The organism is Streptomyces sp. R41 (genome assembly GCF_041053055.1).
Classification (GTDB): Bacteria; Actinomycetota; Actinomycetes; order Streptomycetales; family Streptomycetaceae; genus Streptomyces.
The window spans coordinates 7,718,129-7,744,727 of the sequence record NZ_CP163443.1 but is presented as its reverse complement, the minus strand read 5'-3'; the positions used below and the strand labels follow the sequence as shown (position 1 = coordinate 7,744,727).

Genomic DNA, 26,599 nt, shown 5'->3' with positions numbered 1-26,599 from the left:
CCTGGGCCAGGGCTTTGCGTGGAGGTGCGCTTCCCGGGCTGGGGGCCTCGCGTGGGGTTTTGCTTCCCGGGTTGGGGCCTCGCGTGGCGTGTCCTTCCTGGGTCGGCGATCTGGGCCTGCGGTGCGCTTCCCAGACGGGGTTGGGCGGGCGGCCTGCTGTTCGGCCGGAGGCTGCGGTTCGTTTCGGTCGACGGCCGGGCGGGCGGGCGGCGCGGTACCCGACTGGAGATTTGGGTGCGCGGTGGTCTACTGCCCGGGGCTACGGTTCGTTTCGGTGCAGGCCTACCTACGTGCTCGCTTGCGGCGCGCCTGGCCCCGGTCGCCCGGGGCTCAACACCTCGCTCCCGGCCCGCGCACGACTGACCGCGCACTGCGGGCGAAACGCGGCCGGCGCACCGCGGCCCAGGCCAAGCCACCCCCGCGGGCCGCCGCCCAGGGGCTACGCCTCCTCCGCCTTCCTCGCCGCCTCATCGATCGCCGCGAGTGACCTACGGACCTGGTTGCCATCCGTCGTGTACCAGAAGTCGGGCAGTGATGCCTTGAGGTAACTGCCGTAGCGGGCCGTGGCCAGGCGCTGGTCGAGTACGGCGACCACGCCCCGGTCACCCGAGGCTCGTACGAGGCGGCCGGCGCCCTGGGCCATCAGAAGGGCGGCGTGGGTGGCGGCGACCGCCATGAAGCCGTTGCCGCCGTTGTCCTCGACCGCCTTCTGGCGGGCGCTCATCAGTGGGTCGTCGGGGCGCGGGAAGGGGATCTTGTCCATGACGACCAGCTGGCAGCTGGAGCCCGGGACGTCCACGCCCTGCCAGAGCGAGAGCGTGCCGAAGAGGCAGGTCTTGGGGTCGGCCGCGAAGTTCTTGATCAGCTCGCCGAGCGTCTCCTCGCCCTGCAGCAGGATCGGGTACTCGGGAATGCGCGTGCGCAGCTCCTCCGCCGCGAGCTGGGCGGCCCGCATCGATGAGAACAGTCCCAGCGTGCGACCACCAGCGGCCCGGATCAGCTCGGTGAGCTCGTCCAGCATGTCTCCACGGTCGCCGTCCCGCGCGGGGCGCGACAGGTGCTTGGCGACGTAGAGAATGCCCTGCTTGGGGTAGTCGAAGGGCGAACCGACGTCTACGCCCTTCCACTGCGGAAGTTCCTCGCCCTCCGTACCCTCAGGGGCGAGCCCCAGCGACGCTCCCACGCCGTTGAAGTCGCCACCGAGCTTCAGCGTCGCGGAGGTCAGGACGACGGAGCGGTCTGCGAAAAGCTTCTCCCTGAGGAGCCCGGACACGTTCATCGGAGCGACGCGGAGCGATGCGCCGAAGCGGTCGTGGCGCTCGTACCAGACGACGTCCCACTCGGAGCCGTTGGTGATGCGCTCCGCCACGTCGTGCACGGTCTCCACGGAGGCCAGGGCCTGCTTGCGTACCGCGTCCTCGTCCTGGACGGACTTGTCGCGCGTGGAGCCGAGCGCCGAAATCACCGTACGGGCGGCGTCGCGCAGCGCCATCAGGGCGTACCCGAGGTCCTCGGGGATCTCCTCCAGCCGTCCCGGCAGCGCCAGCTCCATGAGGCGCTCGAAGCCCTCGGCGGCGGTCTGGAGCTGGTCGGCGGCCTTCTCGTTGACGAGTTTCGCGGCGCGTCGTACGGCGCGGTTGACCTGCCCGGGGGTGAGCTCGCCGGTCGCGACGCCGGTGACCCGGGAGACCAGCTCATGGGCCTCGTCGACGATCAGCACTTCGTGCTGCGGAAGGACCGGCGCGCCCTCGATCGCGTCGATCGCGAGCAGCGCGTGATTGGTGACGACGACCTCGGCGAGCTTGGCGCGCTCGCGGGCCATCTCGGCGAAGCACTCCGCTCCGTAGGCGCATTTGGTGGCGCCCAGGCACTCCCGGGACGACACGGACACCTGGCCCCAGGCACGGTCGGAGACGCCGGGCGTCAGATCGTCGCGGTCGCCGGTCTCGGTCTCGTCCGACCACTCCCGCAGCCGCAGCAGATCCTGGCCCAGCTTGCTGGTGGGCGCGGCCGCCTCGAACTGGTCGAAGAGGCCCTCCTCCTCTTCCTGCGGCACACCCTCGTGCAGGCGGTGCAGGCACAGATAGTTCGACCGGCCCTTGAGCATCGCGAACTCGGGGCGGCGGCGCAGCAGGGGGTGCAGCGCGTCGACAGTGCGCGGCAGGTCACGCTCCACGAGCTGCCGCTGCAGCGCCAGGGTGGCGGTCGCCACGACCACGCGCTCCCCGTGCGCGAGCGCGGGCACCAGATAGCCGAGCGACTTACCGGTGCCGGTGCCCGCCTGGACCAGTAGGTGGGAGCTGTCGTCGATGGCGTCCGCGACGGCTTCGGCCATGGTCACCTGGCCAGGGCGCTCCGTACCGCCGACGGCGGTGACGGCGGCATGCAGGAGTTCGGGGAGTGAGGGCTGTGTCATAGCTCTGCCACCCTACGGGGCACCACTGACAATCGGGCGATCAAGGTGGCGACGACGGACGTGATCAAGACGAGTACGGGCCGCGTGATCAAGGCTGGTGAAGGGGGTTCGGGACGGTGCCGTGCACGGCGGCGTGCGGGCGATCGGGGCGGTCGCGGTAGCCGTCGAGGTGCAGCCGGTTGCGGTTCAGACACAGGCGCTCGATGCGGGGAGTGAGCAGGTCGAACATCTCGTAGCGCTCCTTGAGCTCGGGAAAGCGTGTCTGGTGGCGGATGATCTCCGCTCGTACGAGAGACCAGAAGTCGTCCTCCGGCACGCCCAGTTGCTCCTCGCAGAGCGGTGCGAGGTAGCGGAACACCCCCACAAAGAGCCCGGAATGGATGAACTGGGTCAGGAACGCGGGTGGCTCGGTGAGCAGCACACGCCGTACGTCGTCCGGCATGGAGGCGTGCTCGGGCAGTGGCTCCGCGCTCACATTGATGTCGTCCACGAAGTCCTTCACCGCGAGCCGCACGGGTACGTCATGGTCGTCGAAGACGACGATCGCGTTCTCTCCATGTGGGCTGAACACAGTGCCGTATCGATAGAGGCAGTGCAGCAGGGGCGGCAGAAGCGCCGCGAAGAGACGGCGCAGCCAGACCTTCGGAGTCAGCCCCGAGCGGGCGACCAGCTGAGCCGTGAAGGCACGACCCTCCGGGTCGGTATGCAGGAGCGCGGCCAGGGTGCGGGCGCGTTCGCCGGGGGCCAGATGCCGGGAGATCGGCTCGCGCCAGATCGCTCCGAGCAGCTCCTTGTACTGATAGGGCACTTCGGGGAGGCCGTCGTACACCGGATGTCCGACCGTCACCGACGCGACCTCGCCGAGCATGATCACCGCGCAGGTGTCGCGCAGGAACGGGTCGGCGTCACGCAGGCCGTGCATCCAGGCGGTGACGGCGGGGGCCGCGAGCGTCCGTTCCGTCGGGATACCGCGCCACACCAGCGTGTTCAGGACGGACAGGGGCAGCTTCACGGTGTGCCGGTCCGGCCGCGAGACATTGAGGAACGTACGGATCGACTGCTGAGGCAGGCGCAGATCACCGTCCGAGTGCAGCGGCACGATCGCGTCCGCGGCGACGTGGGACGCGAAGAGCGGCAACACCACGTCGTCCCACTGCCAGGGGTGCACGGGCAGATAGAGGTACGACTCCGGCGTGAGCCCACGCGCGCGGAGTGCCCCGTCGAAGGACTCCCTCGTGGCGGGGGCGAGCTCGCGGGCGTAAAGGTGTTCTGCTGTGTCGAGGCCCCGCACACCCCTGTAGGTGGCGAGCGTGGTGTGCACCGCGATCCACGGAAGAGCTGTCGCTCGGCGGGCCTCCGGCGCCCAGTCGGCGGCGTCCCTCGCGGAGAAGCCGAGGCGGCCCTTGTTGAGCACGATCCAGGGGTGCCCGGTCTGGTGGCCCTCCAGTTCCGCGTATCCCAGCTCGGCCAGCTCGGCGGCCGAGACGGCATTGCGGTCGAGGCGCGCGTCCGCGGCGAGCGTGGTGCTCAGCTCGCGAATGAAATGACCTAGCGTCGCTCCGTCGAGTCCCAGCGTGCCTCGGGCACGGGTGAGGAAGCCGACGGGGTCGGTGAAGGGCCGAGGCTCCGCCCCTCCCTCGGTGAGGATGAGCGAGTCGGGATCGACGCGCCAACTGTCGTACGCCGTACGGCGGGCGCAGAAGGAGAGGCTGCCGCCGGCGTCGAGGCGGAGGGTGTAGTGGGCACGGCGGCTGTCGGCCGCCGTCGGTTTCCTCTCCGGGTTCGCGACGGGGACCGACGACAGGTCCGTTCCTGGGGCTGCCGACGCTGAGGCCCGAATGACGTCTCGCCCCGGCTCCGGCTCCGGCTCCGGCTCCGGCTCCGGCTCCGGCTCCGGCTCCGGCTCCGGCTCGATGATCCCCTCGTACGCGAACTCGCCGATCATCTTGGCGAGCAGGCGGCGGCCGGCCCGATCCCATCGCTCTTTGCGCAGCTCAGGCGGGTCGTACAGGCTGGGCGGCTCTCCGGATGCCGGGGTGACGGATGGATTCGGCACGGGGACTCCTCGACAGGGAACCGGATCGGGACGAGCGGTGTACTAAGAGTGATAGCGCTACAACAGATCGCGCAGGGCCCGGTCTCGGACCATGAGGGCTGCCCGCTTGTCAGGCAGATCGACCTCGGCGGAGAACCGGAAGCCGGCGCTCAGGAAAGCGGAGACGGAGGGGGTGTTGCGAAGGTCGGGTTCCGCGACGACGCGAGCGCACGACGGGCGCTTGTTCAGTACGTGGTCTGCGACAGCTCTGAGCAGGGTGGAGCCGAGGCCGCGCCCACGGTTGGCGACACCGCCGATGAGGAGGTGAATTCCGGTGTCGTGCGGTCGGGCGGGGTAGTGCCGAGCCAGGACATCGAGATCCGCGCGGTAGATCTCCCAGTAGCTCATCGGCGCGCCGTCCAGCACCCCGAGGCACGGGACGCTGCGTCCATCCCCGTCGAGCTGGAGGCGCAGATGCTCCTCGGCCACGGACTCGGGTCCCGCCAGCTCCCAGAACTCCGCGACGGCAGGGTCGTTCATCCAGCGAGCGATGAGCGGGAGATCGCGCTCGACGCGCACGGGGACGAGGTGGAAGACACCGACGGGCGTGGCGGTCGGCCCCCAGCCCCCGACGTGGTCGAGCAGGTCGTCGTCGGCCGGCGTGGCGGCGGGATTCTCCGCCATGCCCCGACGCTCTCCTCTGGCCCCTCCCGAAGCGTCGCCCATGGCCTCCGCTGTGGCGTCGCCTGTCGCCCCGCCGCGTGTCCCGGCTTCCCCGGCGAAGAGCGCGATGAGCTCGTCCGGGAGGCGCAGGTCAAGGGTGTCCTCGCTGTCCGTGCTCGTGCCGGAGCTCGAACCGGGACCCGAGCGGGGCCCCGTGTCGGTGGCGAGTTCGGTGGCGGGGGCGGTACCGGCGTCGGTGCTCGCATCGGTGGGAGGCACGGCGACGCTCCTCTCAGGAGACGGGGTGGGTCATGTTCCTCAGGAATGAAGGGGGTTGGAGATGGTGACGTAGACGGACTGGGTGTCCACGGGACCGACGAGTTCGTCGAGGCCGTACAGCCGGGTCAGCAGGTTGGCCTTGCAGCGCAGGACGGGTGAGTCGAGCAGGTGGGCGGGCAAAGACGTACGCAGCCGAGCCGGGCCGGTGGCCACATCGGCGAGGAAGCGGCGGAAAGCGGCGAGCAACAGCCGTTCGTCGGCCAGACGTTGGGAGCCGAACGCGCCGATGAGGCCGAACACGTTGTTGATGGCCAGGTAGTAGGCGAAGCGCTCGTCGGTGACCTCGTCGGAGACGAAGGTGTCGCTGTGTTCGCCGATGCCGGGCAGCCGGGCGTCGAGTTCCGCGCGCCGTGACTCGCGGAAGTAGTAGCCCTGGTTGTCGCGGTAGCGGCCGCCCTTGGGCCAGCCCTCGGGGTCCAGCAGGAGCAGGGTGTTCTGCTGGTGCGCTTCCAGAGCGATGCCCGCCTCGCTGTCCAGCCAGAGCACGGGGCGTACGACCTGCTCCAGGTAGCGCAGGAACCACTCGGTGGCGACCGCGCCGCGCGAGCGGCCGGTGCGTCCGGCGAGACCTGTGACGACCTCGGTGAGCCGGGACCGCATGAGGGGCCGACCCTGTGCCGGGTTCCGTGCGCCGGGCTGGGCGTGCGGCCGGGGCGAGACCAGTCCCGCGATGCAGCCGGCGTCGTCCGTCGGGCTGAACGGGTTGTGGCGGATCATCACGTCGAGCCCGGGCAGGGGGCTGCCGTCCGGGCCGTCGACGGCGAGCCAGGCCGGGTCTCGGACGATGTCGAAGCCCGGGTGGGCGGCCTGCCACTGCTTGAACAGGCCGCTGCGCAGCAGGCGGTGGACCTCCACGCCACGGTGGAGCTCCTTGCGGAGGTTCTCACGACGGGAGTTGGTGATACGCAGGCCCAGCGAGAGCTTGAGCATCGCGGGGGAACCGGAGCGGTAGACGGTGCGGACCGAGGACGTGGGGTGCCATGGCGCGCCCTGCGGACCGAGGTCCTGGAGCAGCCCCGCATCCAGCAGGGCCGCGGGCTCCCTACGGTGGCGAACCTCGCGCATCTGCCAAGGGTGCAGCGGCAGGGCGGCATACCCGTCGGGCAGCGACAGCCCCGCGCCGGCCAGCCGTGTGGTGAGCTGCTCCGCCGAGACCGGGCGGCCGCGCTCCGTCCACGCCGAGTCGGCTGCCAGCACCGAGGGGGCGACCGCCATCCAGTGCAGGGGGAAGGAGCCGCGCAACTCGGGTGAGTACAGCCGGGCTTCGGCCTCGGAGAGGCCTTCGCGGCCCTTCGGCGTGGGATGCAGCGGGTGGCCCAGCAAGAGCGCCTGCTCGGCGGCGAGAAAGAGGTCGGGCTCGTCGGCGGGGCGTTCCCTGCGGTCGCTGATGAACACTGCGGTGCGCCGAACGGAATCGGCGACGCGTCCGACGAGGTCGGCGCCGTCACCGGCCGGGCTGTACTGCGTCGCCTGAGGTTCGGGGCGAGTCGCGGCGGCGCCGAGGGGAGCTCCGCCGGGCTCGGTTGTGTGGGGCGTGGTGGGAGCCGGGTCGACGGTGCTGAGCGCCGGGTGAGCAGTGGCGGGAGCCAGGCCGACGGCGGCAGGTACCTGGTCGACGGCGGGAGCCTGGTCGACGGCTGCAGGCACCTGATCGACAGTGGCGGGAGTCGGGTCGACGGTAGCGGGAGCCGGGTCGACGGTAGCGGGAGCCGGGTCGACGGTAGCGGGAGCCGGGTCGACGGCGGGAGCCGGGTCGACGGCGGGAGCCGGGTCGACGGCGGGAGCCGGGTCGACGGCGGGAGCCTGGCCGACGGTAGCGGGAGCCGGGTCGACGGCGGCGGGTGCCAGTCCGACAGTCGGGGCTGCCGATGTGCCGGTCGCCGCTTGGCGTGCGAACAGGGCCGCCACTGTGACCGCGTCGGCGGGCGGTGCCTCGTCGGGAGCGTCGGCGAGGTAGGGGAGGCCGAAGCGGTGCCAGCCGGTGGCGGACCAGTAGTGGACGGGGGCCAGGAGGGCCGTGCCACTGGCGGGGAGGGGGATACGGAGGGTGCCGTCGTCGGGGGCGGGCAGGTTGTTCTCCCGTACCCAGCAGCGCAGCAGGTTCTCGACGGCCGCCGCCTGGGCCGCGGTCTGCGGATCGGGGTGTTCCAGCAGGTCGGCGGTGGCGCCGCGCAGCCGCTCGGACTCCCGGGCCCCTTCCTTCTGCCGGGGGACCGATTCGGCCCCCGGCACGAGCGGGGTCTGCGTGCCATGGGCAGCTCGCTCGTGCGCGTGGGGACGGCCATCGGGTGCGGGTGTGGCGTTCACGAGAGTTCCTTGTGGGGTCGTTCGGGCTCGTGCGGCGACGAACCTGGGCGGTACGCGGGGCCTTCGGCGTTCCTGGTTGATTCGGGTGGGAACGGGGGTGCTTCGGGTGGAGGTTGTGGTCTGTGTGTGAGGGCTGGGTTTCAGGGCGTGGGGGCGCTGATCGGGATGGAGCACGATCGGGCGGAGGCGGCGCGAGTCGGACGGGCCAGTTCGTGCCGGGCGGGGAGGTCTCCGCTGAGCTGTCTCCGCTGGGCAAGAGCGAAGTCCCGTGGCCCAAGGCCGTCCGCGGGACTGCGGAGCCGACACCCCATCCGGACTCCCAGCTGACGCTTTCAGCGCGGCGCTCACCGACCGGTCCCCCGGCACTACGGCGTCCGCCGGCGCCCCAGCTCCCGACCGTCACCGTGAAGCTCGCCCTCAGCGCCGCCCCCATCGGCACGGCGAGGCTCACCGACACCGCAAGGCCCATTTCCGCCGCGTCCCAAGTCCCCACTCGCCACCGCCCCCACCGCGTCCGCCAGCCGATCGAGCACCGCGGTTGTCTGTTCGTCGCTGATGGTCAAGGGAGGGAGGAGACGCACCACGCTCGATTGGCGGCCGCCCAGTTCCACGATCAGGCCTCGGCGGAGGCACTCCCGTTGTACGGCGGCGGCGAGTTCGGGGGCGGCGGGTCGGGGGCTGTCGACCGCCGGATGCGGGGGCGCTTCGGGGTCGATGAGTTCGACGCCGATCATCAGTCCGCGGCCGCGTACGTCGCCTACGCAGGGAAACTCGTCGCCGAGTTTGCGGAGTTGGGCCAGCATCCGGGCACCCAGAGTCCCGGCACGCTCGGCAAGACGGTTCTCGCGGACGTACGCGAGGGTCGCCGCGCCGGCCGCCATGGCGAGCTGGTTGCCGCGGAACGTGCCCGCGTGGGCGCCGGGTTGCCAGACGTCGAGGTCGTCGCGGTAGATGACGACGGCCAGCGGCAGGCTGCCGCCGATGGCCTTCGAAAGGACCATCACATCCGGCGTGATCCCACTGTGTTCCACGGCCCAGAAGGTGCCGGTCCGGCCGACTCCGGTCTGGATCTCGTCCGCGATCAGGGGGATGTCCCGTGCCGCGGTGATCTCACGCATCCGGCGCATCCAGTCGTCGGGCGCGGGGATCACCCCGCCCTCGCCCTGCACGGGTTCGAGGATCATTCCGGCAGGGTGCGGGACACCGGACTTGCTGTCGTCGAGCACCGACTCGGTCCAGCGCGCGGCGAGTTCCGCGCCCCGCGCGCCGCCGACACCGAACGGGCAGCGGAAGTCCTGCGGATAGGGCAGGCGCGCGACACGTACGTCGGTCGCGCCCCCGGATGCTTCGAGCGCCCCCGCGGTCATCCCGTGGTACGCGCCGGTGAAGGCAAGCATCCCCATGCGCCCGGTCGCCGCGCGCACCAGCTTGAACGCGGCCTCGACGGCGTCCGTCCCGGCCGGTCCGCAGAACTGGACCCGCGCGCGATCGGCGAACCCGGGCGGAAGCGTACGGAACAACTCGGTGGTGAAGGCGTCCTTCACGGGCGTGGCGAGGTCGAGGACGTGCAGCGGCGCCCCCGAATCGAGGACCTTTCTGATCGCCTCCAGGACCACCGGATGGTTGTGCCCGAGGGCCAGAGTTCCGGCGCCCGAGAGGCAGTCGAGATAGCGGCGCCCGTCGGCGCCCTCGATCGTCAGCCCCCGCGCCCGCACCGGAACGATCGGAAGGGCACGCGCGTAGGTGCGCGCCGCCGACTCGCGCGCCGACTGGCGCCGCAGAATCCCCTCGTGCGCCGCGCGCGTCCCTTCCGACGCGCCGGGAACAGCCTCCCGCGCGCCCTCGGACACCCCGGGCGCCCCCACCGGCACCACCGCAGACTCGGTCACGGCCACGACTTCAGGTCCTCCTGCTGTCCAGAGGCGAGTTGGCAGGGGCTGAACGCAGGCGGCAGGCCCCCCGTACGTACCAACGACGCGGACCGCGCGGGGAAGCGGGTGGGCCGAAGATCCTTGCCGTGACGGAACCGTTGCCGTTCCGTCGGATGTCCCCCACAGCGACCGCATAGTCTTTGGTGCCGTTCAGCCGTACCGAATGATCAAGGCCGATCGGCGCCCACAGCGCACAGTTCTCTTACGTCCAGGGGGAGTTACACCATGCGATCGATACGCCCGCCCTTCGCCGCTCGCCGAGGGAGGAGCGCGCGCCGCAGAACCTCCCCCGTGCTGGCCGCCGTCGGCCTCACGGCGGCGCTGGCGCTGACCGCCACCGCCTGCAACTCGGGCGACGACAAGGCGAGCGGTGAGCCCACCGCGTCCGCCACCCAGAGCGGCGACGACAAGATCAAGATCCCGGACGACATCAAGAACAAGCTCAAGCAGCACGGGATCGACATCGACAAGTGGAAGAACGGCGCCTGGAAGAACTGGAACAAGGACGACTGGCTGCGCGAGGCCGACGACTTCATCAACCCGATCATCAAGGGGCTGTGGGACCCGGATCGGATGCGCGGCGCCGACGACCCGGACAAGAACAAGGGCGTCGACGACAACGACCTCTCCGGTGACCAGGGCGTCACCGACCCCGAGCCGGCTCCCGTGACCGCACAGGCCGTGAAGACCGCGTACCACGCCAACGTGCCCGAGGCCGGCAAGGTGTTCTTCGACTCCCCCGAAGGCACGATGGTCTGCTCGGCGACGGTGGTCGAGGATCCGGCGCACCCGGGCAAGTCCAACCTCGTGTGGACCGCGGGCCACTGTGTGCATGCCGGCAAGAAGGGTGGCTGGTACCGCAACATCGCCTTCGTGCCCTCGTACAACGATTCCGGCAAGGCGGCCGCCCAGTTGGAGAAGGCCACCCGCCAGGAGGTCGCTCCGTACGGTGTCTGGTGGAGCGACTGGGCGCAGACCTCGGACCAGTGGATCGAACAGGGCGGTTCCACGGGCGGCCAGGGAGCCCCGTACGACTTCGCCGTGCTGCATGTGACGCCGGAGAAGGGCAGCGGCGGCAAGTCCCTGGAGGAGACGGTCGGTTCGGCGCTTCCGGTGAACTTCAACGCCCCGGCCGTGCCCAAGGTGTCGAGCATCACGGCGACCGGCTACCCGGCCGCGGCGCCGTTCGACGGTCAGAAGCTGTACCAGTGCGCGGACAAGCCAGGGCGGTTGTCGGTGGCGCAGTCCGACCCGACGATGTACCGCATCGGGTGCACCATGACGGGTGGCTCGTCGGGCGGCGGCTGGGTGGCCACGGGTTCGGACGGCAAGCCCGCGCTGGTGTCCAACACCTCGATCGGGCCGGTCAAGTTCGGCTGGCTGGCGGGCCCGCGTCTGGGTGATGTGGCCAAGGGTGTGTACGACTCGGTGAGCAAGAAGTTCGCCGGACAGTGATGCACACGACGTAACAGGGTTCGGACAGACGGCGGTGGGCCTGCTCGCAGGAACCTTCACCGGCCCAGCGCCGTTCGTCCCCAACTGCGCAGGCATAGTGGGGTGTCGCGTCCGGGCGGGTTTCGCGGAGAGCACCGCCCCACGCCTGACAAGGACATGACACAAAGTTCCAACGGGGGTTACAGCACCATGCGTTCCTCAAGTAGCCGGCGCACCTTCCTCACCGCCACCGGCCTGGTGGCAGTTCTGGCACTGACCGCCACCGCCTGCAACTCAGGCGGCGACAAGGCGAGCGGCGATTCGACCGCCTCCTCGTCGCAGAGCTCACAGAGCGACGACGACAAGATCAAGATCCCGGACGACATCAAGGACAAGCTCAAAGAGCACGGCATAGATGTCGATCAGTGGGAGAACGGCGGCTGGAAGAACTGGGACAAAGACAAGTGGCTCAGTGAGGCCAAGGACTTCGTCAACCCGGTGATCGAGGGGCTGTGGAAGCCTGAGCGGATGAAGTCCGCCAAGGACCCCAACAAGACGATCTCGGCGAAGGACGCGGCGGCCGACCAGGGCGTCAGCGACCCGGAACCGGCGCCGGTCGAGGCCAAGGCCGAGAAGACTCCGTACCACGACTACGCCGCTCCGGTCGGGAAGGTCTTCTTCGACTCCCCCGAGGGCTCGATGGTCTGTTCGGGCACGGTCATCAAGGACGTGAACCACCCCGGCAAGTCCAACCTCGTGTGGACCGCGGGCCACTGCGTGCACGCCGGCGGCAGCGGCGGCTGGTACCGCAACATCGCCTTCGTACCGTCCTACAACGACCTCGGCAAGTCCGAGTCCGAGCTGGGCAACGCCACGGCGTCGCAGATCGCCCCCTTCGGCCAGTGGTGGGCGGACTGGGCCGCCACCTCCAACGAGTGGATCTCGAGCGGCGACGAGACGGGCGGCGCGGGCGCTCCGTACGACTACGCCGTGCTGCACGTGAAGCCGGAGCAGGGCAGCAAGTCGCTCGAGGAGACGGTCGGCAACGCGCTGGACATGGACTTCTCCGCGCCGTCCGCCCAGGACGTCAGCGCGATGGGCGCCTGGGGCTACCCGGCCGCACCGCCGTACAGCGGTCTGAGCATGTTCAAGTGCGTCGACAAGCCGGGCCGTCTCTCGCTGGACCCGACCCTGCCGACGATGTACCGCATCGGGTGCACCATGACCGGCGGTTCGTCGGGCGGCGGCTGGTTCCGTGTCGTCGACGGCGAGACGAAGCTCGTCTCGAACACGTCGATCGGCCCGTCCAACAACAGCTGGCTGGCGGGACCGCAGCTGGGTAAGGGAGCCGAAGCGCTCTACGAGAACATGAGCAAGGAGTACGGCGGCCAGTAGGCACCGTCCGCGTGCGCATGATGAAGGCCCGCCCCCCTGAGACAGGGGGGGCGGGCCTTCATACGTTCGTGCGAGCGCCTACGTGTGCCGCTACCGGAGCGCCGGCGCCGGAACGTACGGCGCCAGGTCCGCCGCCAGTTCCTCGTGCACCCGCACCTTGAGCAGCGTGCCCTCCGGGGTGTGCTCCTCGGAGATCACCTCGCCCTCGGTGTGGGCACGGGCGACCAGCTTGCCGTGCGTGTACGGCACGAGCGCCTCGATCTCGACCGAGGGGCGCGGCAGCTCGTTGTCGATGAGCGCGAGCAGCTCGTTGATGCCCTGGCCGGTACGGGCCGAGACCGCGATGGAGCGCTTCTCGATCCGCATGAGCCGCTGAAGCGTCAGCGGGTCCGCCGCGTCCGCCTTGTTGATCACGACGATCTCGGGCACGCCGGTGGCGCCGACGCCCCTGATCACCTCGCGCACGGCGGCCAGCTGCTCCTCCGGCGCCGGGTGCGAACCGTCCACCACGTGCAGGATCAGGTCGGAGTCGCCGACCTCCTCCATGGTGGAGCGGAACGCCTCGACCAGATGGTGCGGCAGGTGGCGTACGAACCCGACCGTGTCGACCAGCGTGTACAGCCGCCCGCCCGGGGTCTCGGCCCGGCGGACGGTCGGGTCCAGGGTCGCGAACAGCGCGTTCTCGACCAGCACGCCCGCGCCCGTGAGGCGGTTGAGCAGGGACGACTTGCCCGCGTTGGTGTAACCGGCGATGGCGACCGAAGGCACCTTGTTGCGTCGGCGCTCCTTGCGCTTGATCTCGCGGCCCGTCTTCATGTCCGCGATCTCCCGGCGCATCTTCGCCATCTTCTCGCGGATACGGCGCCGGTCCGTCTCGATCTTGGTCTCACCGGGACCACGGGTGGCGAGGCCGCCGCCCTTGCCGCCGCCCATCTGACGGGACAGCGACTGACCCCAGCCGCGCAGCCTCGGCAGCATGTACTGCATCTGCGCGAGCGCGACCTGCGCCTTGCCCTCTCGGGACTTGGCGTGCTGGGCGAAGATGTCGAGGATCAGGGCCGTACGGTCGATGACCTTGACCTTGACGACGTCTTCGAGGTGGATCAGCTGGCCGGGGCTCAGCTCACCGTCACAGATCACGGTGTCGGCACCGGTCTCCAGGACGATGTCCCGCAGCTCATTGGCCTTGCCGGATCCGATGTAGGTGGCCGCGTCGGGCTTGTCGCGGCGCTGTACGACGCCGTCGAGGACGAGTGCGCCCGCGGTCTCCGCGAGGGCCGCCAGCTCGGCGAGCGAGTTGTCCGCGTCCTGAATGGTTCCCGTGGTCCAGACACCGACGAGAACCACTCGCTCCAGACGGAGCTGTCGGTACTCGACCTCGGTGACGTCCTCGAGCTCGGTGGAGAGGCCCGCCACACGGCGCAGGGCGGCACGCTCGGAGCGGTCGAACTGCTCGCCGTCCCGATCTCCGTCGATCTCGTGGCTCCAGGCGACGTCCTCTTCCATCAGGGCATCGGCCCGAAGACCTTCGGGGTAGTTCTGCGCGAAGCTCTGCGCGTCCTGGGAAGGGGAAGAAGAGGAGGTCATTGGATCCTTACGTCGATGGGGGACAGCAATGCGGCGACGGACGTCGCCCGTCACAAAAAACAACGTCCGAGGCCTCCGGGAGATTCCCGGTTTCCGCCGGGCCAACCCTCCGAGGGGCCGCGCCGCCGACTCGAAGATGGTCGCACGGCACGGCCCGTCTCGTCACGCGAGTTATCCGAGGCCCGTACGGGCTCGTCAGGAGCCCTTACGCGCTTTCGGGGCGTCGCTCTTCCAGTCCGGGTGCCCCGGCATCGGCGGTGTCTTCTCGCCGTACAGCCACGCCTTGAAGAACCCGCTCAGATCGCGAGCGGCGACGGCGGACGCGAGGTCCACGAAGTCGGCCGTCGAGGCGACACCGTCGCGGTGGACGCTCACCCAGGTCCGTTCCAGACGCTCGAAGGCCGGGCGCCCGATCTCCTGGCGCAGCGCGTACAGGGCCAGCGCCGCGCCGTCGTAGACATTCGGCCGGAAGATGCTGATCTTCTGGCCGCGCTCGGGGGCCTTCGGCGCCGCGGGCGGTCCTCCTGCCGCCCGCCAGGAGTCGGACGCGCGGTAGGCCGCCTGCATCCGCGCCTCCATGGGCTTGTGCGCCTTCTCCTCGGCGTACAGAGCCTCGTACCAGGTGGCGTGCCCCTCGTTGAGCCACAGGTCGGACCAGGTGCGCGGGCTCACGCTGTCGCCGAACCACTGGTGCGACAGCTCATGCACCATGATCGACTCGACGTACCACTTCGGGTACACGGACTCGGTGAAGAGCTCTCTCTCGAAGAGAGAGAGCGTTTGTGTCTCCAGTTCGAAGCCGGTTTGGGCCTGGGCCATGAGCAGCCCGTAGGTCTCGAAGGGGTACCGGCCGACCTTCCCCTCCATCCAGGCGATCTGGTCGGACGTCTTCTTGAGCCACGGTTCGAGCTTCTCGCGGTCTTTGGTGGGCACGACATCGCGTACGGGCAGACCGTGCGGCCCGGTCCGGTGGAGCACGGTGGAGCGTCCGACGGACACCTGGGCCAGCTCGGTGGCCATGGGGTGCCAAGTGCGGTACGTCCAGGTGGTGGACCGGTCGGCACGTTCCACTCCGGCCGGCAGACCGTTGGCCACGGCCGTGTACCCGTTGGGCGCCGTGACGTGGATGGTGAACATCGCCTTGTCGGAGGGGTGGTCGTTGCACGGGAAGACCAGGTGCGCGGCGTCGGCCTGGTTGGCCATCGCGAGCCCGTCCTTGGTCTGCACCCATCCGCCGTCCTGGTCCTTGGCGGCCACCGGGTCGCTGGTGTGGCGCACGGTGATGCGCATCCAGCTGCCGGCCGGCACCGGCTCCTCGGGCGTCACGACCAGGTCCTCGCCGACGCGCGTGAAGGCAGCGGGTGCCCCGTTGACATCGACCGATCCCACCGTTCCGCGCGCGTAGTCGAGATTGATGCGTTCGAGCCGGGAGGACGTCACGGCGTCGATGATGGTGACGGCGGCGAGCGGTTTGCTGTTGGTGCCGGGATAGGTGAAGGCGAGGTCGTACGACTCGACGTCGTATCCGGGGTTCCCCAGGTGCGGGAAGAGGCGGTCACCGACGCCGAGGGGCGCGGCCGGGTTGGGGGCGCTCGCGGCGATCAGGCAGACGGACACGGCCGAGGCGAGGAGGGCCGCCTTGATACGGCGGCTCCGGGGGCGTGGGGGCCTTGGGCGGGGGATGAGCAGCATGGACCACCGCTACCAGCGCGCGCCCGTCCTGCGGTGACGACTCGCGCCGGGCCCACCCGAACGGGTCGTCGGTAGGGAGGCCAACGGGTCGACAGGGAGACTTGGGCAAGCCCCCGGAGACCTATTGCGCGGCCGCCGCCTGATGCTGCGCCCGGCTCACGTCGTACACCCCGGGCACGTTGCGCATGGCCCGCATCAGCCCGGGAAGGTGCGCCGCGTCCGGGAGTTGGAGCGTGTACGTGTGGCGTACCCGCTGCTGGCTGGGGGGCTCGACGGTCGCCGAGACGATGGCGACACCCTCCAGGGCGATGGCTTCGGTGAGGTCGGCGAGCAGATGCGGACGCCCGAAGGACTCGGCGACCAGCGTGACGCGGCACTCGGTGGTGTCCCCCCAGCGCACGCCGACCTCCGCGCGCCCCCCGCTCTTCATGCGTGCCACTCCGGCGCACTCCACGCGGTGGACGGTGACCACTCCGCCGCGCACGGCGAAGCCGGTCACCTCGTCGGGCGGTACGGGCGTACAGCATCCCGCGAGCCGTACGGACGCGCCGGGCTGGTCGACGACAGCGTTCGCGGCGGGCCGTGAGGCGCGCACGTCGGCGGCCGGCCGAGGAGTGGCGGCGGGGGCCTCCGGGGTCTCCGTGCCGCTGGGTGAGGGGTGTGCTGCCATCCAGCGCTGGATGGCGATCCGCGCGGCGGGCGTGTGCGCGTGCTCCAGCCACTCCCTGGAGGGCTCGGAGGCCGGGTCCTGGCCCATGAGGAGTTGCACGGTGTCGCCGTCCCGCAGGACCGTACTCAGCGTCGCCAGGCGGCCGTTGACGCGGGCGCCGATGCAGGCGTGCGCGTCCTCGCCGTACTGCGCGTACGCCGCGTCCACACAACTGGCGCCCTCGGGGAGGCCCAATGAGCCGCCGTCGGCGCGGAAGACGGTGATCTCGCGGTCCTGGGCGAGGTCTTCGCGCAGTGTGGACCAGAACGTGTCCGGGTCCGGGGCGCCTTCCTGCCAGTCGAGGAGCCTGGAGAGCCAGCCGGGACGGGTGGGGTCGGCGCGCTCGCCGTCGAAGGGGCGCTCCCCGTCGTCGTCCGTCTGCTCCTCCGAAGGAGGAGCGTAGGGATTGCCGAGCGCGATGACTCCGGCCTCGGCGACCTTGTGCATCTGGTGGGTACGGATGAGGACTTCGGCGACCTCGCCGTCGCCGCGCGCGACGGCCGTGTGCAGCGACTGGTACAGGTTGAACTTGGGGACCGCGATGAAGTCCTTGAACTCCGAGACCACCGGAGTCAGACAGGTGTGCAGTTCGCCGAGCACTCCGTAGCAGTCGGCGTCCTCGTTCACGAGCACCAGGAGCCGCCCGAAGTCGGCCCCGCGCATGGGGCCGCGCTTGCGCGACACGCGGTGCACGGAGACGAAGTGGCGTGGCCTTATGAGGACTTCGGCCTGGATCCCGGCGTCGCGCAGGACCGTGCGCACCTCCTCGGCGATCTCCGCGAGCGGATCGTCCTCGCGTGCCGCGTTGTCGGCGATCAGCTCCCTGGTGTGCTCGTACTCCTCGGGGTGCAGGATCGCGAAGACGAGGTCTTCCAGCTCGGTCTTGAGCGCCTGGACGCCGAGCCGCTCGGCGAGGGGGATCAGGACGTCCCGGGTCACCTTGGCGATGCGCGCCTGTTTCTCGGGGCGCATGACGCCGAGGGTCCGCATATTGTGCAGCCGGTCCGCGAGTTTGATCGACATCACACGGACGTCGTTGCCGGTGGCGACCAGCATCTTGCGGAACGTCTCGGGCTCGGCGGCGGCCCCATAGTCGACCTTCTCCAGCTTGGTGACGCCGTCGACCAGGTAGCAGACCTCGTCGCCGAACTCCTCCCGCACCTGATCGAGCGTCACTTCCGTGTCCTCGACGGTGTCGTGGAGCAGGGAGGCCGTCAACGTCGTGGTCTCAGCGCCGAGTTCGGCGAGGATCAGGGTCACGGCAAGCGGGTGCGTGATGTACGGCTCGCCGCTCTTGCGCATCTGCCCGCGGTGCGAGGACTCGGCCAGAACGTACGCACGGCGCAGAGGTTCCAGGCCGGCGTCGGGGTGGTGGGCGCGGTGGGCTTCGACGACATGGCCGATCGCGTCCGGCAGCCGGTCGCGGCCCGCGGGGCCGAGCAACGCGGCCCGGCCCAGGCGACGCAGATCGATCCGCGGAAGGCCCTTCCTGCGGTGCGACGGCGATACCCCCTGCTCCAGCGAAGCCGAGAGCTTGGGTGAGGGCGTTGCAGGGCCTGGCGTCGCGGGATTCGTCGCCTCCGCACTCATGGGCACCTCCGGCTGCGTAGACCGGCGGACGGGTGCCCCATGGCGTACACGGCTCAGGGGATGGCGTCGATCCCCCGTCCGGGCCGGTGCTTGATGCTACCGAGCCCACCACGCCCGGCTGACCGCCTCTCGCCGAGCGTGAAACGGATCACCCATTCGAGCGAAGGTTCAGGGGTTTACGATTTCGAACTTTTGGAAGGGCGGGAGGTGCGGGACCGGGCTCCGGGGAGGCGCAGCGGGGCACGGCGCCACAGAGGTTCAAGGGTGCGCGACGTCAAACCCCGGGGCTCAGGGGCGACCGGCATCGAGGGGCTTGGAGGTACGGCGCCGAGTCTCGCGGAGCTCTGGAGTACGCGGGTCATACGCCGGGAACGCTCGGGAGTGCGCGACGCCGTCCCCAGGGAACGCTCAGCGGAGCGCGGCGTCGTACTCGGGAACGCTCAGCGGTGCGCGGCGTCGAGCCACTCCGCGTCGATCTCGCCCTCGGCGACGATCACAGCGGGGCCCGTCATCTCGATCTCACCGTCCGGGCGCTCGGTGATCACCAGGCGTCCGCCGGGTACGTCGACGGTGTACGTCGCCGGAGTCCCGGTCACGGCCGGGTCGGCGCCGTCGCGGCGGGCCGCGGCGACGGCCACGGCGCACGCGCCCGTGCCGCACGAGCGGGTCTCTCCGGCGCCGCGCTCGTGGACGCGCAAAGCCACATGCCGCGGACCCCGGTCGACCACGAACTCGACGTTGACCCCGTCCGGGTACGCCGACAACGGGCTGAACGGCGGCGGCGCGAACAGGTTGCCGGCGTGCGCGAGGTCGTCCACGAAGGCGACGGCGTGCGGGTTGCCCATGTTGACGTTGAGCGCGGGCCAGCTGCGCTCGCCGACACTCACGGTGACGTCCCCTTCGGGGAGGAGCGCCTTGCCCATGCCGACGGTCACGTCACCTTCCTTGGCGAGGTGCACGCTCTTCACGCCCCCGCGCGTGGCGATCGCGATGTCCCCTTCAGCCACATGACCGGCACGCTGGAGATAGTGCGCGAACACACGGACTCCGTTGCCACACATCTCCGCGATCGAGCCGTCGCCATTGCGGTAGTCCATGAACCACTCCGCTTCGGCCGCCATCTCCTGCGCTTCGGGGTGCGCAGCGGACCGTACGACATGCAGCAGACCGTCACCGCCGATGCCCGCGCGACGGTCGCACAGGGCCACGACGGAGGCCGGAGGCAGGTCGATGACGTTCTCCGGGTCCGGGATGATCACGAAGTCGTTCTCGGTCCCGTGGCCCTTGAGGAAGGCGATCCGCTTGCTCATTCCTCGATCGTACGGGGTCGGTACGACACTGCGGCCCACGTGGGGGGTCTGCGGAGCACGGCCAGGACAACGGGTCGGGCCACGCCTTGGGGTCGGCGCAGCCGGGCCCTGACTCGGGGTCGGCGCAGCCGGGCCCTGACTCGGGGTCGGCGCAGCCGGGCCCTGACTCGGGGTCGGCGCAGCCGGGCCCTGACTCGGGGTCGGCGCAGCCGGGCCCTGACTCGGGGTCGGCGCAGCCGGGCCCTGACTCGGGGTCGGCGCAGCCGGGCCCTGACTCGGGGTCGGCGCAGCCGGGCCCTGACTCGGGGTCGGCGCAGCCGGGCCCTGACTCGGGGTCGGCGCAGCCGGGCCCTGACTCGGGGTCGGCGCAGCCGGGCCCTGACTCGGGGTCGGCGCAGCCGGGCCCTGACTCGGGGTCGGCGCAGCCGGGCTGTGCCTCCGAGTCAGCGCAGCCGGGCCACGCGCCACACGGCGAGCACCGCCACCGCCGCGACCACCACGACGTACGCGATCACCACGCGCCAGTCCGGGCGGCGGCCGGAGCCGCGCTGCGGGAAGCCCGGCCAGGTGTAGCCCACCCGGCGGGCGGCCATCATGCCCCAGCCCGCGGCGCAGGAGCAGATCAGCAGGCCGAGCATGGCGACCACGGCACCGCCGTCACCGAACTCGAAGGCCAGCGGGAAGGCGAACATCAGCGAGCCGGTCGCCGCCAGCGTCACGATGGGCGCGAGCTGCCAGATGCGCAGGCGACGCTGCGGGCGCAGTTCGACCTCGACCTCCGGCCCCTGGGACATCTCGCCGGGCTCGGGCCCGTCGGCGGTCACCCCGCCCGGGGTGTCCTCGGGTCCGTCGGAGCTCAGACGATCTCCGTCCAGACCTGGCTCGTCGCCCGGATCGATGCTCAGACGATCTCCGTCCGGATCGGTACCGTGCTCAGCGTCTCGTGCAGTGTCGCGAGGGCCGGCCTCCATCGCCACGCGCCCTCCCAACTCGGACTTCACTGGTCGATCGAAGCTCGATGATGGCACGCCGCCGGAGGCCGGGATGACGGCCGGAGCGTCCCGATGCCATGACGTGATCAGGCTGTAACCGGTCGCTCGACCAACGCCATTGCGAGCTCGGGGAGTTCCGTGAGATCCGCCGCAGCCCCACTGAGCCAATGCACCCGAGGGTCGCGCCGGAACCACGAATCCTGACGGCGCGCGAAGCGCTTGGTGGCTCGTACGGTCTCGGCACGCGCCTCTTCCTCGGTGCACTCCCCCGCGAGCGCCGCGAGCACCTGCTGATACCCGAGCGCGCGCGATGCCGTGCGCCCCTCGCGCAAACCCTGTGCCTCAAGGGCGCGCACCTCGTCAACGAGCCCCGCCGTCCACATCCGGTCGACCCGGCGCGCGATGCGCTCGTCGAGCTCGGGGCGTGCGACGTCGACGCCGATCTGGAGGGTGTCGTACACCGAGTCGTGGCCCGGGAGGTTGGCGGTGAAGGGCTTGCCGGTGATCTCGATGACTTCGAGGGCGCGGACAATGCGGCGGCCGTTGCTCGGCAGGATCGCGTGGGCGGCCTCGGGGTCCGCCATCGCCAGACGCGCGTGCAGCGCGCCGGAGCCGCGCAGGGTGAGCTCCTCCTCCAGCCGGGCCCGCACCTCGGGGTCAGTGCCGGGGAACTCCAGGTTGTCGACGGCCCCGCGGACATACAGCCCGGAGCCGCCCACCAGGATCGGCCAGCGGCCCTCGGCGAGCAGCGCGTCGATGCGGGCACGGGCGAGCCGCTGGTACTCGGCGACGCTGGCCGTGACCGTCACGTCCCAGATGTCCAGGAGGTGGTGCGGGATCCCTCCGCGCTCCTCGGGTGTCAACTTGGCGGTGCCGATGTCCATCCCTCGGTACAACTGCATGGAGTCGGCGTTGACGACCTCCCCTCCGAGGCGCTGGGCGAGGAAAACGCCCAGATCGGACTTTCCTGCCGCGGTTGGTCCGACGACTGCGATGACCCGGGGGGCGGGGGGTGCGCTACTCACTGTGCCAGTCTCGCAAACCCCACAGCCTCTCCTCGAACGAGTTACGTGACGCCACGGGTCCGGGGTCGTTGCCTGTTGCGAGGTTCCAGCCGCCGGTTTTCGAGGACCGGTGACCCGGGCGACGCAATGGGACGCACCGGGTGACGCGGGATTTCGCCCTCACGAGTAACGTATGGAGTGGATATGGGCGTTTTTGCACGACTTCTCCGGAGGTCGAAGGCTGCGGAGGAGGCGTCAACCGCCGAGGCGCAGGCTGACACACTGACGGCCGAGGCGCAGGCTGACACACTGACGGCCGAGACCGAGGCGGACGCGGCGGAGGAAGCGACGGATTCGTCCCCGATCGAGCGGGAGGCGACGGCGGAGGAGACCGCCGAGGCCGCCACCACAGAGGACGTCGACATCCCCCAGCAGCAGACCGCCGAGAAGGCCGCCGACAACGAGGCCGGCGAGGGCGCCCGCAAGTAACTGCCCCGCGAGGGAAGGTGGACCATGCGTCTCCTGCACGATTTGAAAGCCAAGCTGGCGCCTGCCAAGGACAAGGTCTCGCACCTCGCGCACCAGTACGAGGACAAGGTCAGCCACGGTCTCGACAAGGCCGCGAAGGTGGTCGACGAGAAGACCAAGCACAAGTACAGCGACAAGATCCAGACGGGCACAGGCAAGGCCAAGGGCGCCATGGACCGACTCGCGCACAAGGACAGTGGCGGCGCCACACCTCCGCCGGACACGCCATCACCGCCTCCGGCTTCCTGAGCGACACACTTCGGCGGACGGCCGCGGGGCGCCCAGGGCTCCGGCCGTCCGCCGTGTTCAGGTCCCCCGCAGCCCAGAGGGCCGAGTCCGCTCCGGGCCGCTCTCAGGCCCAAGGGCCCAGTCCGCTCAGGGCCGCGTTCGGACCGGTACGGCCCAAGACGGCCAAGCCTGCTCATCCGTGCCGCCGTGTTCGGACCGGTACGGCCCAAGGAGCCTCAATATTCTTGAGAAGGCCCGCTACGACCAGGCCGCGACGAGATAACCCACCCCGTACGGCGCATCGTCGTAGAGCAGCGCGCCGCCCAGCCCCGCACCCTCTGCCGCGCCCGCGAGGACCTGCCAGGGGGCTCGCCCCGAGACCTTCAGCTCGTGGGCCAGCTCGGTGTCCAGCGCCTTGAGGGCCGCCACGTCCGCCGCGCCGAGCGCACGCGCGATCTCCGCGTCGAAGCCCGCCGCGCGCTCGTCGAGATAGCCAGGCGCCTTGAGCGTCCGGCACGCGCTGGCGTCGCCCATCACCAGCAGTGCCACCCTCTTGGCCCGGCCGCCGATTTCCCCTCCGACTTGGATGCACCGCTCGGCCTCGAGAAGTTCCACCCCGAGACCTTCGACGGGGGCGTCGGACCAGCCCGTGCGTTCCAGCAGCCACGCGGCGACGGCGAGCGAGGGCGGAAGCTCACGTTCCGAACGCTCGGCGGCCACTGGGCCCGGCTTGTCTCCGCCGAGGCGTACGTCGAGATCGACACCGAATCCGCGGAATGACCCCCGTGTGCCTTGTGGGTACGGTCCGCGTCCGCTCTGCTCGGCGGGACCCACGACGACCAGCAGGTCGGGGCGGGAGGCGGCGAGCACGCCCAACGCGTCCTTGCTCGCCGCCCGTGCGGCGTCCAGCTCGGGCGCCGCACCGGCGGCGACATCGGGGACGAGCACCGGCGGACAGGGGCAGACTGCGGCGGCTACAAGCATGATCGGCAGCGTAACCCCGAGCGAAGGCCGAGCGTCACTCCTCGATCAGCACGTCCGTGAGATCGACGAGCGTGAGGACGAGCACCACGAGCTTGCCGTCGCTGATCACGTACTCGATGAACAGGTTCCGCGACAGGGCTATCTCGCGGGTCGCCTCATCGCCGCCGACGGGGTGCGAGAGCTTGTGCCGCGGGTCGGTCACCAGTATGGCGAGGCCTCGCTCCAGCAGGTCCCGCCGCTCCGCGGGCAGACTGTCACGCGCGTGGGCAGCCCGCTCGGTGAACTCAACGCTGTGCGGCAACATGTGGCGCTCCCTCCCGTCACGCAGTGTGCCAGGAACTCAGTCGCACCCGCATCCACCCGTGGTCACCGGCAGCGGCTCCGGAGCCCCGATCTTCGGCAGCCCCAGCATGACGCCCGCCGGCTTCGCGGCCTCGGCGGCGTTGTGCTTCTCCCAGGCGTCCCCCGCGCGCGTGCGGCGCACGTTCAGTACGGCGCCCTCGGCGAGCAGGTGGTGCGGGGCGGCGTACGTGATCTCGACGGTGACCACGTCACCGGGGCGCACCTCTTCGTCGGGCTTGGTGAAGTGGACCAGGCGGTTGTCGGGAGCGCGGCCGGAGAGGCGGTGCGTGGCGCCGTCCTTGCGGCCCTCGCCCTCGGCGACCATGAGCTCCAGGGTGCGGCCGACCTGGGACTTGTTCTCGGCCCAGGAGATCTCCTCCTGGAGAGCGACGAGACGCTCGTAGCGCGCCTGGACGACCTCCTTGGGGATCTGCCCCTCCATGGTGGCCGCCGGGGTTCCAGGGCGCTTGGAGTACTGGAAGGTAAACGCTTGCGCGAAGCGTGCCTCGCGGACCACCTGCAGGGTCTGCTCGAAGTCCTCCTCGGTCTCGCCGGGGAAGCCCACGATGATGTCGGTGGTGATCGCCGCGTGCGGGATGGCGGCCCGCACCTTCTCGATGATCCCCAGGTAGCGATCCTGGCGGTACGAGCGGCGCATCGCCTTCAGCACGGTGTCCGAACCGGACTGGAGCGGCATGTGCAGCTGCGGCATCACGTTCGGCGTCTCGGCCATGGCCGCGATCACGTCGTCGGTGAAGTCGCGCGGGTGCGGCGAGGTGAAGCGCACGCGCTCCAGTCCCTCGATCTGGCCGCAGGCACGCAGCAGCTTGCTGAAGGCCTCACGGTCGCCGATGTCGCTCCCGTAAGCGTTTACGTTCTGTCCGAGCAGCGTGATCTCCGAGACGCCTTCGCCGACCAGGGCCTCGATCTCGGCCAGGATGTCGCCGGTCCTGCGGTCCTTCTCCTTGCCGCGCAGCGCCGGGACGATGCAGAAGGTGCAGGTGTTGTTGCAGCCGACCGAGATGGAGACCCAGGCGGCGTACGCGCTCTCGCGGCGGGTCGGCAGCGTCGACGGGAACGCCTCGAGCGACTCGGCGATCTCGACCTGCGCCTCTTCCTGTACGCGGGCGCGCTCCAGGAGGACCGGCAGCTTGCCGATGTTGTGCGTCCCGAAGACGACGTCCACCCAGGGCGCCTTCTTCACGATGGTGTCGCGGTCCTTCTGCGCGAGACAGCCACCGACGGCGATCTGCATCCCGGGGCGCTTCGTCTTCATCGGGGCGAGGCGGCCGAGGTTGCCGTACAGCCGGTTGTCGGCGTTCTCGCGTACGGCGCAGGTGTTGAAGACGACCACGTCCGCGTCGCCGTCCGACCCCTCGGGGGCGCGCACGTAACCGGCGTCTTCGAGGAGCCCGGAGAGCCGTTCGGAGTCATGGACGTTCATCTGGCACCCGTAGGTGCGCACTTCGTACGTCTTGGATTGCTGAACGTCCACTGCCTGACTCCGGTCGCCGCTGCTCATGTGACAAGGGTAGGCGGTGCCCGGAGTACCTCCGGTCCCCCTACGCCTCCGCGGCCGTCCAGCCCTGGCGGCGGAGGATCTCCGAGACGTCCGGGGCACGGTAGTGGTCCCCCTTGAGGACCTTGCCGTCGGCCCTGCGGGCGACCCTGCCGTCGGGGCCCAGTTTCGTCATGTTGGACCGGTGGATCTCGGCGATCACCGCGTCGAGGTCGATCCCATGGACGAGCGCCGTCCCGTACGCCACGTACACGACGTCGGCCAGTTCGTGTGCCAGCCGGTCGAGCGGGCCGGTGACCGAGACCTCGGCGACCTCGGCGGCCTCCTCGGCGAGCAGTTCGCCGCGGTGGGCCGCCAGCTCCGGGGAGACCTCCGTCGGCACGGTGCGGGCGTCGAGGCCGAAAGCAAGGTGGAATTCACGGACCAGGGAGACGGGAGAGGGCTGCATCCGCCGACCCTATCGATCCGCTGCGCTCCCCCGACAACGCAGAGCATTGAGCCCGGCCTGGTCAGGACAGCCCCCGGGCTGGCAGGATCGCGCGCATGTTCCAGGCACTCCCCCGCATCGGCCGGCGCCGCGCGCTGCTCGGCTCGGCGGCCGCTTTCGCGGTCTTCGGGCTGCTGCTGTGGTGGCTGCTGCCGGGCGAGGAGTCCCCGAGCGGGACGATCACGTTCAGCACGGGCACGCCGACCGGGGTCTACCAGAAGTACGGCATGCTCCTTCAGGGCGCCATCGCCAAGGACATGCCGCGCGTGGACGTACGGCTGCAGAACAGCGACGGGTCGCAGGACAACGTCCTGCGTGTGGCGACGGGGAAGGCCGACTACACCATCGCGGCGGCCGACGCGGTGGAGACGTACATACTGGAGAACAAGCCGGGAGCGGGCCGGTTGCGCGGCTGCGCCCGGCTCTACGACGACTATGTGCACCTCGTCGTCCCGCGCTCGTCGTCCGTGAAGTCCGTGGCGGACCTGCGGGGCAAGACGGTCGCCGTAGGACCGAGTGGTTCCGGCGTACGGCTGATAGCGACCCATGTGCTCCAGGCGGCCGGACTCGACCCCGACAAGGACATCAAGCCGCTGGCCGACGGCATCGCGACCATGCCCGGCCTGCTCAAGCAGCACAAGATCGACGCCTTCTTCTGGTCGGGGGGCCTGCCGACGAGTGCGGTGCTGGAGCTCTCCAAGACCTCCGATATCAGGCTGGTGCCGATCGGCGGCGACCTCATCAAGAAGCTGCACGAGCAGGGCGGCGCCTCGCGCTACTACCGGGCCGCCGTGATGCCCGCCGACGCCTACCCCAGGGCGCAGCGCGGCTCGTCCGTGCAGACGCTGGCCGTCGCCAACTTCCTGATCACACGGGAGGACGCGGACGCGAAGCTCACCGAGGAGCTCACCCGCACGGTGATCGCCAGCCGCGACCACATCGGGGCCGTGGTGCACGCGGCGCAGCTGGTGGACCTGCGCACGGCCATCTACACGGATCCGCTGCCGCTGCACGAGGGCGCGCGACGCTACTACCGGTCGATCAAGCCGTAGCCGCTCGGCGGTCAGCGGTCCGATAGGCCGCGGCCCGGCCGCGGGAGCTACGGAA

General features: G+C 70.4%; 20 protein-coding genes. 5 read left to right on the top strand and 15 right to left on the bottom strand.

Features of this window, described 5'->3' with window-relative positions; genetic code table 11:
* Positions 1 to 439: 439 nt before the first annotated feature.
* The 5 genes from AB5J53_RS35280 to AB5J53_RS35260 form a co-directional block, all read right to left on the bottom strand.
* Positions 440 to 2,416 (bottom strand): ATP-dependent DNA helicase, encoded by a 1,977-nt coding sequence (locus tag AB5J53_RS35280; RefSeq protein ID WP_369249646.1) that lies wholly within the window; start codon positions 2,414 to 2,416, stop codon positions 440 to 442.
* Positions 2,417 to 2,504: 88 nt separating this feature from the next.
* Positions 2,505 to 4,472 (bottom strand): IucA/IucC family siderophore biosynthesis protein, encoded by a 1,968-nt coding sequence (locus AB5J53_RS35275; protein ID WP_369249645.1) that lies wholly within the window; start codon positions 4,470 to 4,472, stop codon positions 2,505 to 2,507.
* A gap of 57 nt (positions 4,473 to 4,529) precedes the next feature.
* Positions 4,530 to 5,393 carry a GNAT family N-acetyltransferase gene (locus tag AB5J53_RS35270; protein ID WP_369249644.1) on the bottom strand — a complete coding sequence of 288 codons (864 nt, stop codon included), beginning with the start codon at positions 5,391 to 5,393 and terminating at the stop codon, positions 4,530 to 4,532.
* A 39-nt stretch (positions 5,394 to 5,432) separates the two neighbouring features.
* Positions 5,433 to 7,760, bottom strand: a complete 2,328-nt coding sequence (locus AB5J53_RS35265; protein WP_369249643.1) for an IucA/IucC family protein — start codon at positions 7,758 to 7,760, stop codon at positions 5,433 to 5,435.
* A gap of 365 nt (positions 7,761 to 8,125) precedes the next feature.
* Complete coding sequence (locus AB5J53_RS35260; protein WP_369252654.1) at positions 8,126 to 9,610, bottom strand: diaminobutyrate--2-oxoglutarate transaminase family protein; 1,485 nt, start codon at positions 9,608 to 9,610, stop codon at positions 8,126 to 8,128.
* 306 nt (positions 9,611 to 9,916) lie between these two features.
* Here AB5J53_RS35260 and AB5J53_RS35255 point away from each other — a divergent pair, with 306 nt between their 5' ends.
* Together AB5J53_RS35255 and AB5J53_RS35250 are read left to right on the top strand one after the other, a co-directional pair.
* The gene (locus AB5J53_RS35255; protein WP_369249642.1) at positions 9,917 to 11,146 is read left to right on the top strand and encodes a serine protease; all 1,230 of its coding nucleotides are present in this window, start codon (positions 9,917 to 9,919) and stop codon (positions 11,144 to 11,146) included.
* Between the two features lie 189 nt (positions 11,147 to 11,335).
* On the top strand, positions 11,336 to 12,520 hold the full coding sequence (locus AB5J53_RS35250) for a serine protease (protein ID WP_369249641.1): 1,185 nt from the start codon (positions 11,336 to 11,338) through the stop codon (positions 12,518 to 12,520).
* A 90-nt stretch (positions 12,521 to 12,610) separates the two neighbouring features.
* Here the strand turns inward: AB5J53_RS35250 and hflX are convergent, their stop codons facing one another.
* The 6 genes from hflX to miaA form a co-directional block, all read right to left on the bottom strand.
* Positions 12,611 to 14,107 (bottom strand): GTPase HflX, encoded by a 1,497-nt coding sequence (gene hflX, locus AB5J53_RS35245; protein WP_369249640.1) that lies wholly within the window; start codon positions 14,105 to 14,107, stop codon positions 12,611 to 12,613.
* Positions 14,108 to 14,302: 195 nt separating this feature from the next.
* Positions 14,303 to 15,799 (bottom strand): M1 family metallopeptidase, encoded by a 1,497-nt coding sequence (locus tag AB5J53_RS35240; protein WP_369249639.1) that lies wholly within the window; start codon positions 15,797 to 15,799, stop codon positions 14,303 to 14,305.
* Between the two features lie 121 nt (positions 15,800 to 15,920).
* A complete protein-coding gene (locus AB5J53_RS35235) occupies positions 15,921 to 18,098 on the bottom strand; it encodes a bifunctional (p)ppGpp synthetase/guanosine-3',5'-bis(diphosphate) 3'-pyrophosphohydrolase (protein ID WP_369249638.1) in 2,178 nt (725 codons plus the stop codon).
* A gap of 440 nt (positions 18,099 to 18,538) precedes the next feature.
* On the bottom strand, positions 18,539 to 19,408 hold the full coding sequence (gene dapF, locus AB5J53_RS35230) for a diaminopimelate epimerase (protein WP_369249637.1): 870 nt from the start codon (positions 19,406 to 19,408) through the stop codon (positions 18,539 to 18,541).
* 443 nt (positions 19,409 to 19,851) lie between these two features.
* A complete protein-coding gene (locus tag AB5J53_RS35225) occupies positions 19,852 to 20,379 on the bottom strand; it encodes a hypothetical protein (RefSeq protein ID WP_369252652.1) in 528 nt (175 codons plus the stop codon).
* 107 nt (positions 20,380 to 20,486) lie between these two features.
* Positions 20,487 to 21,425, bottom strand: coding sequence for a tRNA (adenosine(37)-N6)-dimethylallyltransferase MiaA (miaA, locus tag AB5J53_RS35220; RefSeq protein ID WP_369249636.1), 939 nt, complete (start codon positions 21,423 to 21,425; stop codon positions 20,487 to 20,489).
* A 183-nt stretch (positions 21,426 to 21,608) separates the two neighbouring features.
* Here miaA and AB5J53_RS35215 point away from each other — a divergent pair, with 183 nt between their 5' ends.
* Both AB5J53_RS35215 and AB5J53_RS35210 read left to right on the top strand, forming a co-directional pair.
* Positions 21,609 to 21,893 (top strand): hypothetical protein, encoded by a 285-nt coding sequence (locus AB5J53_RS35215; RefSeq protein WP_369249635.1) that lies wholly within the window; start codon positions 21,609 to 21,611, stop codon positions 21,891 to 21,893.
* A 24-nt stretch (positions 21,894 to 21,917) separates the two neighbouring features.
* On the top strand, positions 21,918 to 22,181 hold the full coding sequence (locus AB5J53_RS35210) for an antitoxin (protein WP_369249634.1): 264 nt from the start codon (positions 21,918 to 21,920) through the stop codon (positions 22,179 to 22,181).
* A 237-nt stretch (positions 22,182 to 22,418) separates the two neighbouring features.
* On the opposite strand, the gene AB5J53_RS35205 is transcribed toward AB5J53_RS35210, so the two are convergent.
* From AB5J53_RS35205 to AB5J53_RS35190, 4 genes are read right to left on the bottom strand one after another with little or no spacing between them, the layout of a single operon-like run.
* Positions 22,419 to 23,144, bottom strand: a complete 726-nt coding sequence (locus AB5J53_RS35205; protein ID WP_369249633.1) for a class III extradiol dioxygenase subunit B-like domain-containing protein — start codon at positions 23,142 to 23,144, stop codon at positions 22,419 to 22,421.
* Positions 23,145 to 23,178: 34 nt separating this feature from the next.
* Positions 23,179 to 23,448 (bottom strand): hypothetical protein, encoded by a 270-nt coding sequence (locus AB5J53_RS35200; RefSeq protein WP_369249632.1) that lies wholly within the window; start codon positions 23,446 to 23,448, stop codon positions 23,179 to 23,181.
* Positions 23,449 to 23,484: 36 nt separating this feature from the next.
* Complete coding sequence (gene miaB / locus AB5J53_RS35195) at positions 23,485 to 25,008, bottom strand: tRNA (N6-isopentenyl adenosine(37)-C2)-methylthiotransferase MiaB (RefSeq protein WP_369249631.1); 1,524 nt, start codon at positions 25,006 to 25,008, stop codon at positions 23,485 to 23,487.
* 40 nt (positions 25,009 to 25,048) lie between these two features.
* Positions 25,049 to 25,453, bottom strand: a complete 405-nt coding sequence (locus AB5J53_RS35190) for a MazG nucleotide pyrophosphohydrolase domain-containing protein (protein ID WP_369249630.1) — start codon at positions 25,451 to 25,453, stop codon at positions 25,049 to 25,051.
* Positions 25,454 to 25,548: 95 nt separating this feature from the next.
* On the opposite strand from AB5J53_RS35190, the gene AB5J53_RS35185 reads away from it, so the two are divergent.
* Positions 25,549 to 26,544, top strand: a complete 996-nt coding sequence (locus tag AB5J53_RS35185) for a TAXI family TRAP transporter solute-binding subunit (RefSeq protein WP_369249629.1) — start codon at positions 25,549 to 25,551, stop codon at positions 26,542 to 26,544.
* Positions 26,545 to 26,599 lie beyond the last annotated feature (55 nt).

Coding starts and splice junctions, on each gene's coding strand:
- hflX (WP_369249640.1), bottom strand. CDS start 14,107: ATGACCTCCTCTTCTTCCCCTTCCCAGGACGCGCAGAGCTTCGCGCAG.
- dapF (WP_369249637.1), bottom strand. CDS start 19,408: ATGAGCAAGCGGATCGCCTTCCTCAAGGGCCACGGGACCGAGAACGAC.
- AB5J53_RS35205 (WP_369249633.1), bottom strand. CDS start 23,144: ATGCTTGTAGCCGCCGCAGTCTGCCCCTGTCCGCCGGTGCTCGTCCCC.
- AB5J53_RS35190 (WP_369249630.1), bottom strand. CDS start 25,453: ATGCAGCCCTCTCCCGTCTCCCTGGTCCGTGAATTCCACCTTGCTTTC.
- AB5J53_RS35235 (WP_369249638.1), bottom strand. CDS start 18,098: ATGAGTGCGGAGGCGACGAATCCCGCGACGCCAGGCCCTGCAACGCCC.
- AB5J53_RS35240 (WP_369249639.1), bottom strand. CDS start 15,799: ATGCTGCTCATCCCCCGCCCAAGGCCCCCACGCCCCCGGAGCCGCCGT.
- AB5J53_RS35280 (WP_369249646.1), bottom strand. CDS start 2,416: ATGACACAGCCCTCACTCCCCGAACTCCTGCATGCCGCCGTCACCGCC.
- AB5J53_RS35255 (WP_369249642.1), top strand. CDS start 9,917: ATGCGATCGATACGCCCGCCCTTCGCCGCTCGCCGAGGGAGGAGCGCG.
- AB5J53_RS35210 (WP_369249634.1), top strand. CDS start 21,918: ATGCGTCTCCTGCACGATTTGAAAGCCAAGCTGGCGCCTGCCAAGGAC.
- AB5J53_RS35215 (WP_369249635.1), top strand. CDS start 21,609: ATGGGCGTTTTTGCACGACTTCTCCGGAGGTCGAAGGCTGCGGAGGAG.
- AB5J53_RS35200 (WP_369249632.1), bottom strand. CDS start 23,448: ATGTTGCCGCACAGCGTTGAGTTCACCGAGCGGGCTGCCCACGCGCGT.
- AB5J53_RS35185 (WP_369249629.1), top strand. CDS start 25,549: ATGTTCCAGGCACTCCCCCGCATCGGCCGGCGCCGCGCGCTGCTCGGC.
- AB5J53_RS35225 (WP_369252652.1), bottom strand. CDS start 20,379: ATGGAGGCCGGCCCTCGCGACACTGCACGAGACGCTGAGCACGGTACC.
- miaB (WP_369249631.1), bottom strand. CDS start 25,008: ATGAGCAGCGGCGACCGGAGTCAGGCAGTGGACGTTCAGCAATCCAAG.
- AB5J53_RS35250 (WP_369249641.1), top strand. CDS start 11,336: ATGCGTTCCTCAAGTAGCCGGCGCACCTTCCTCACCGCCACCGGCCTG.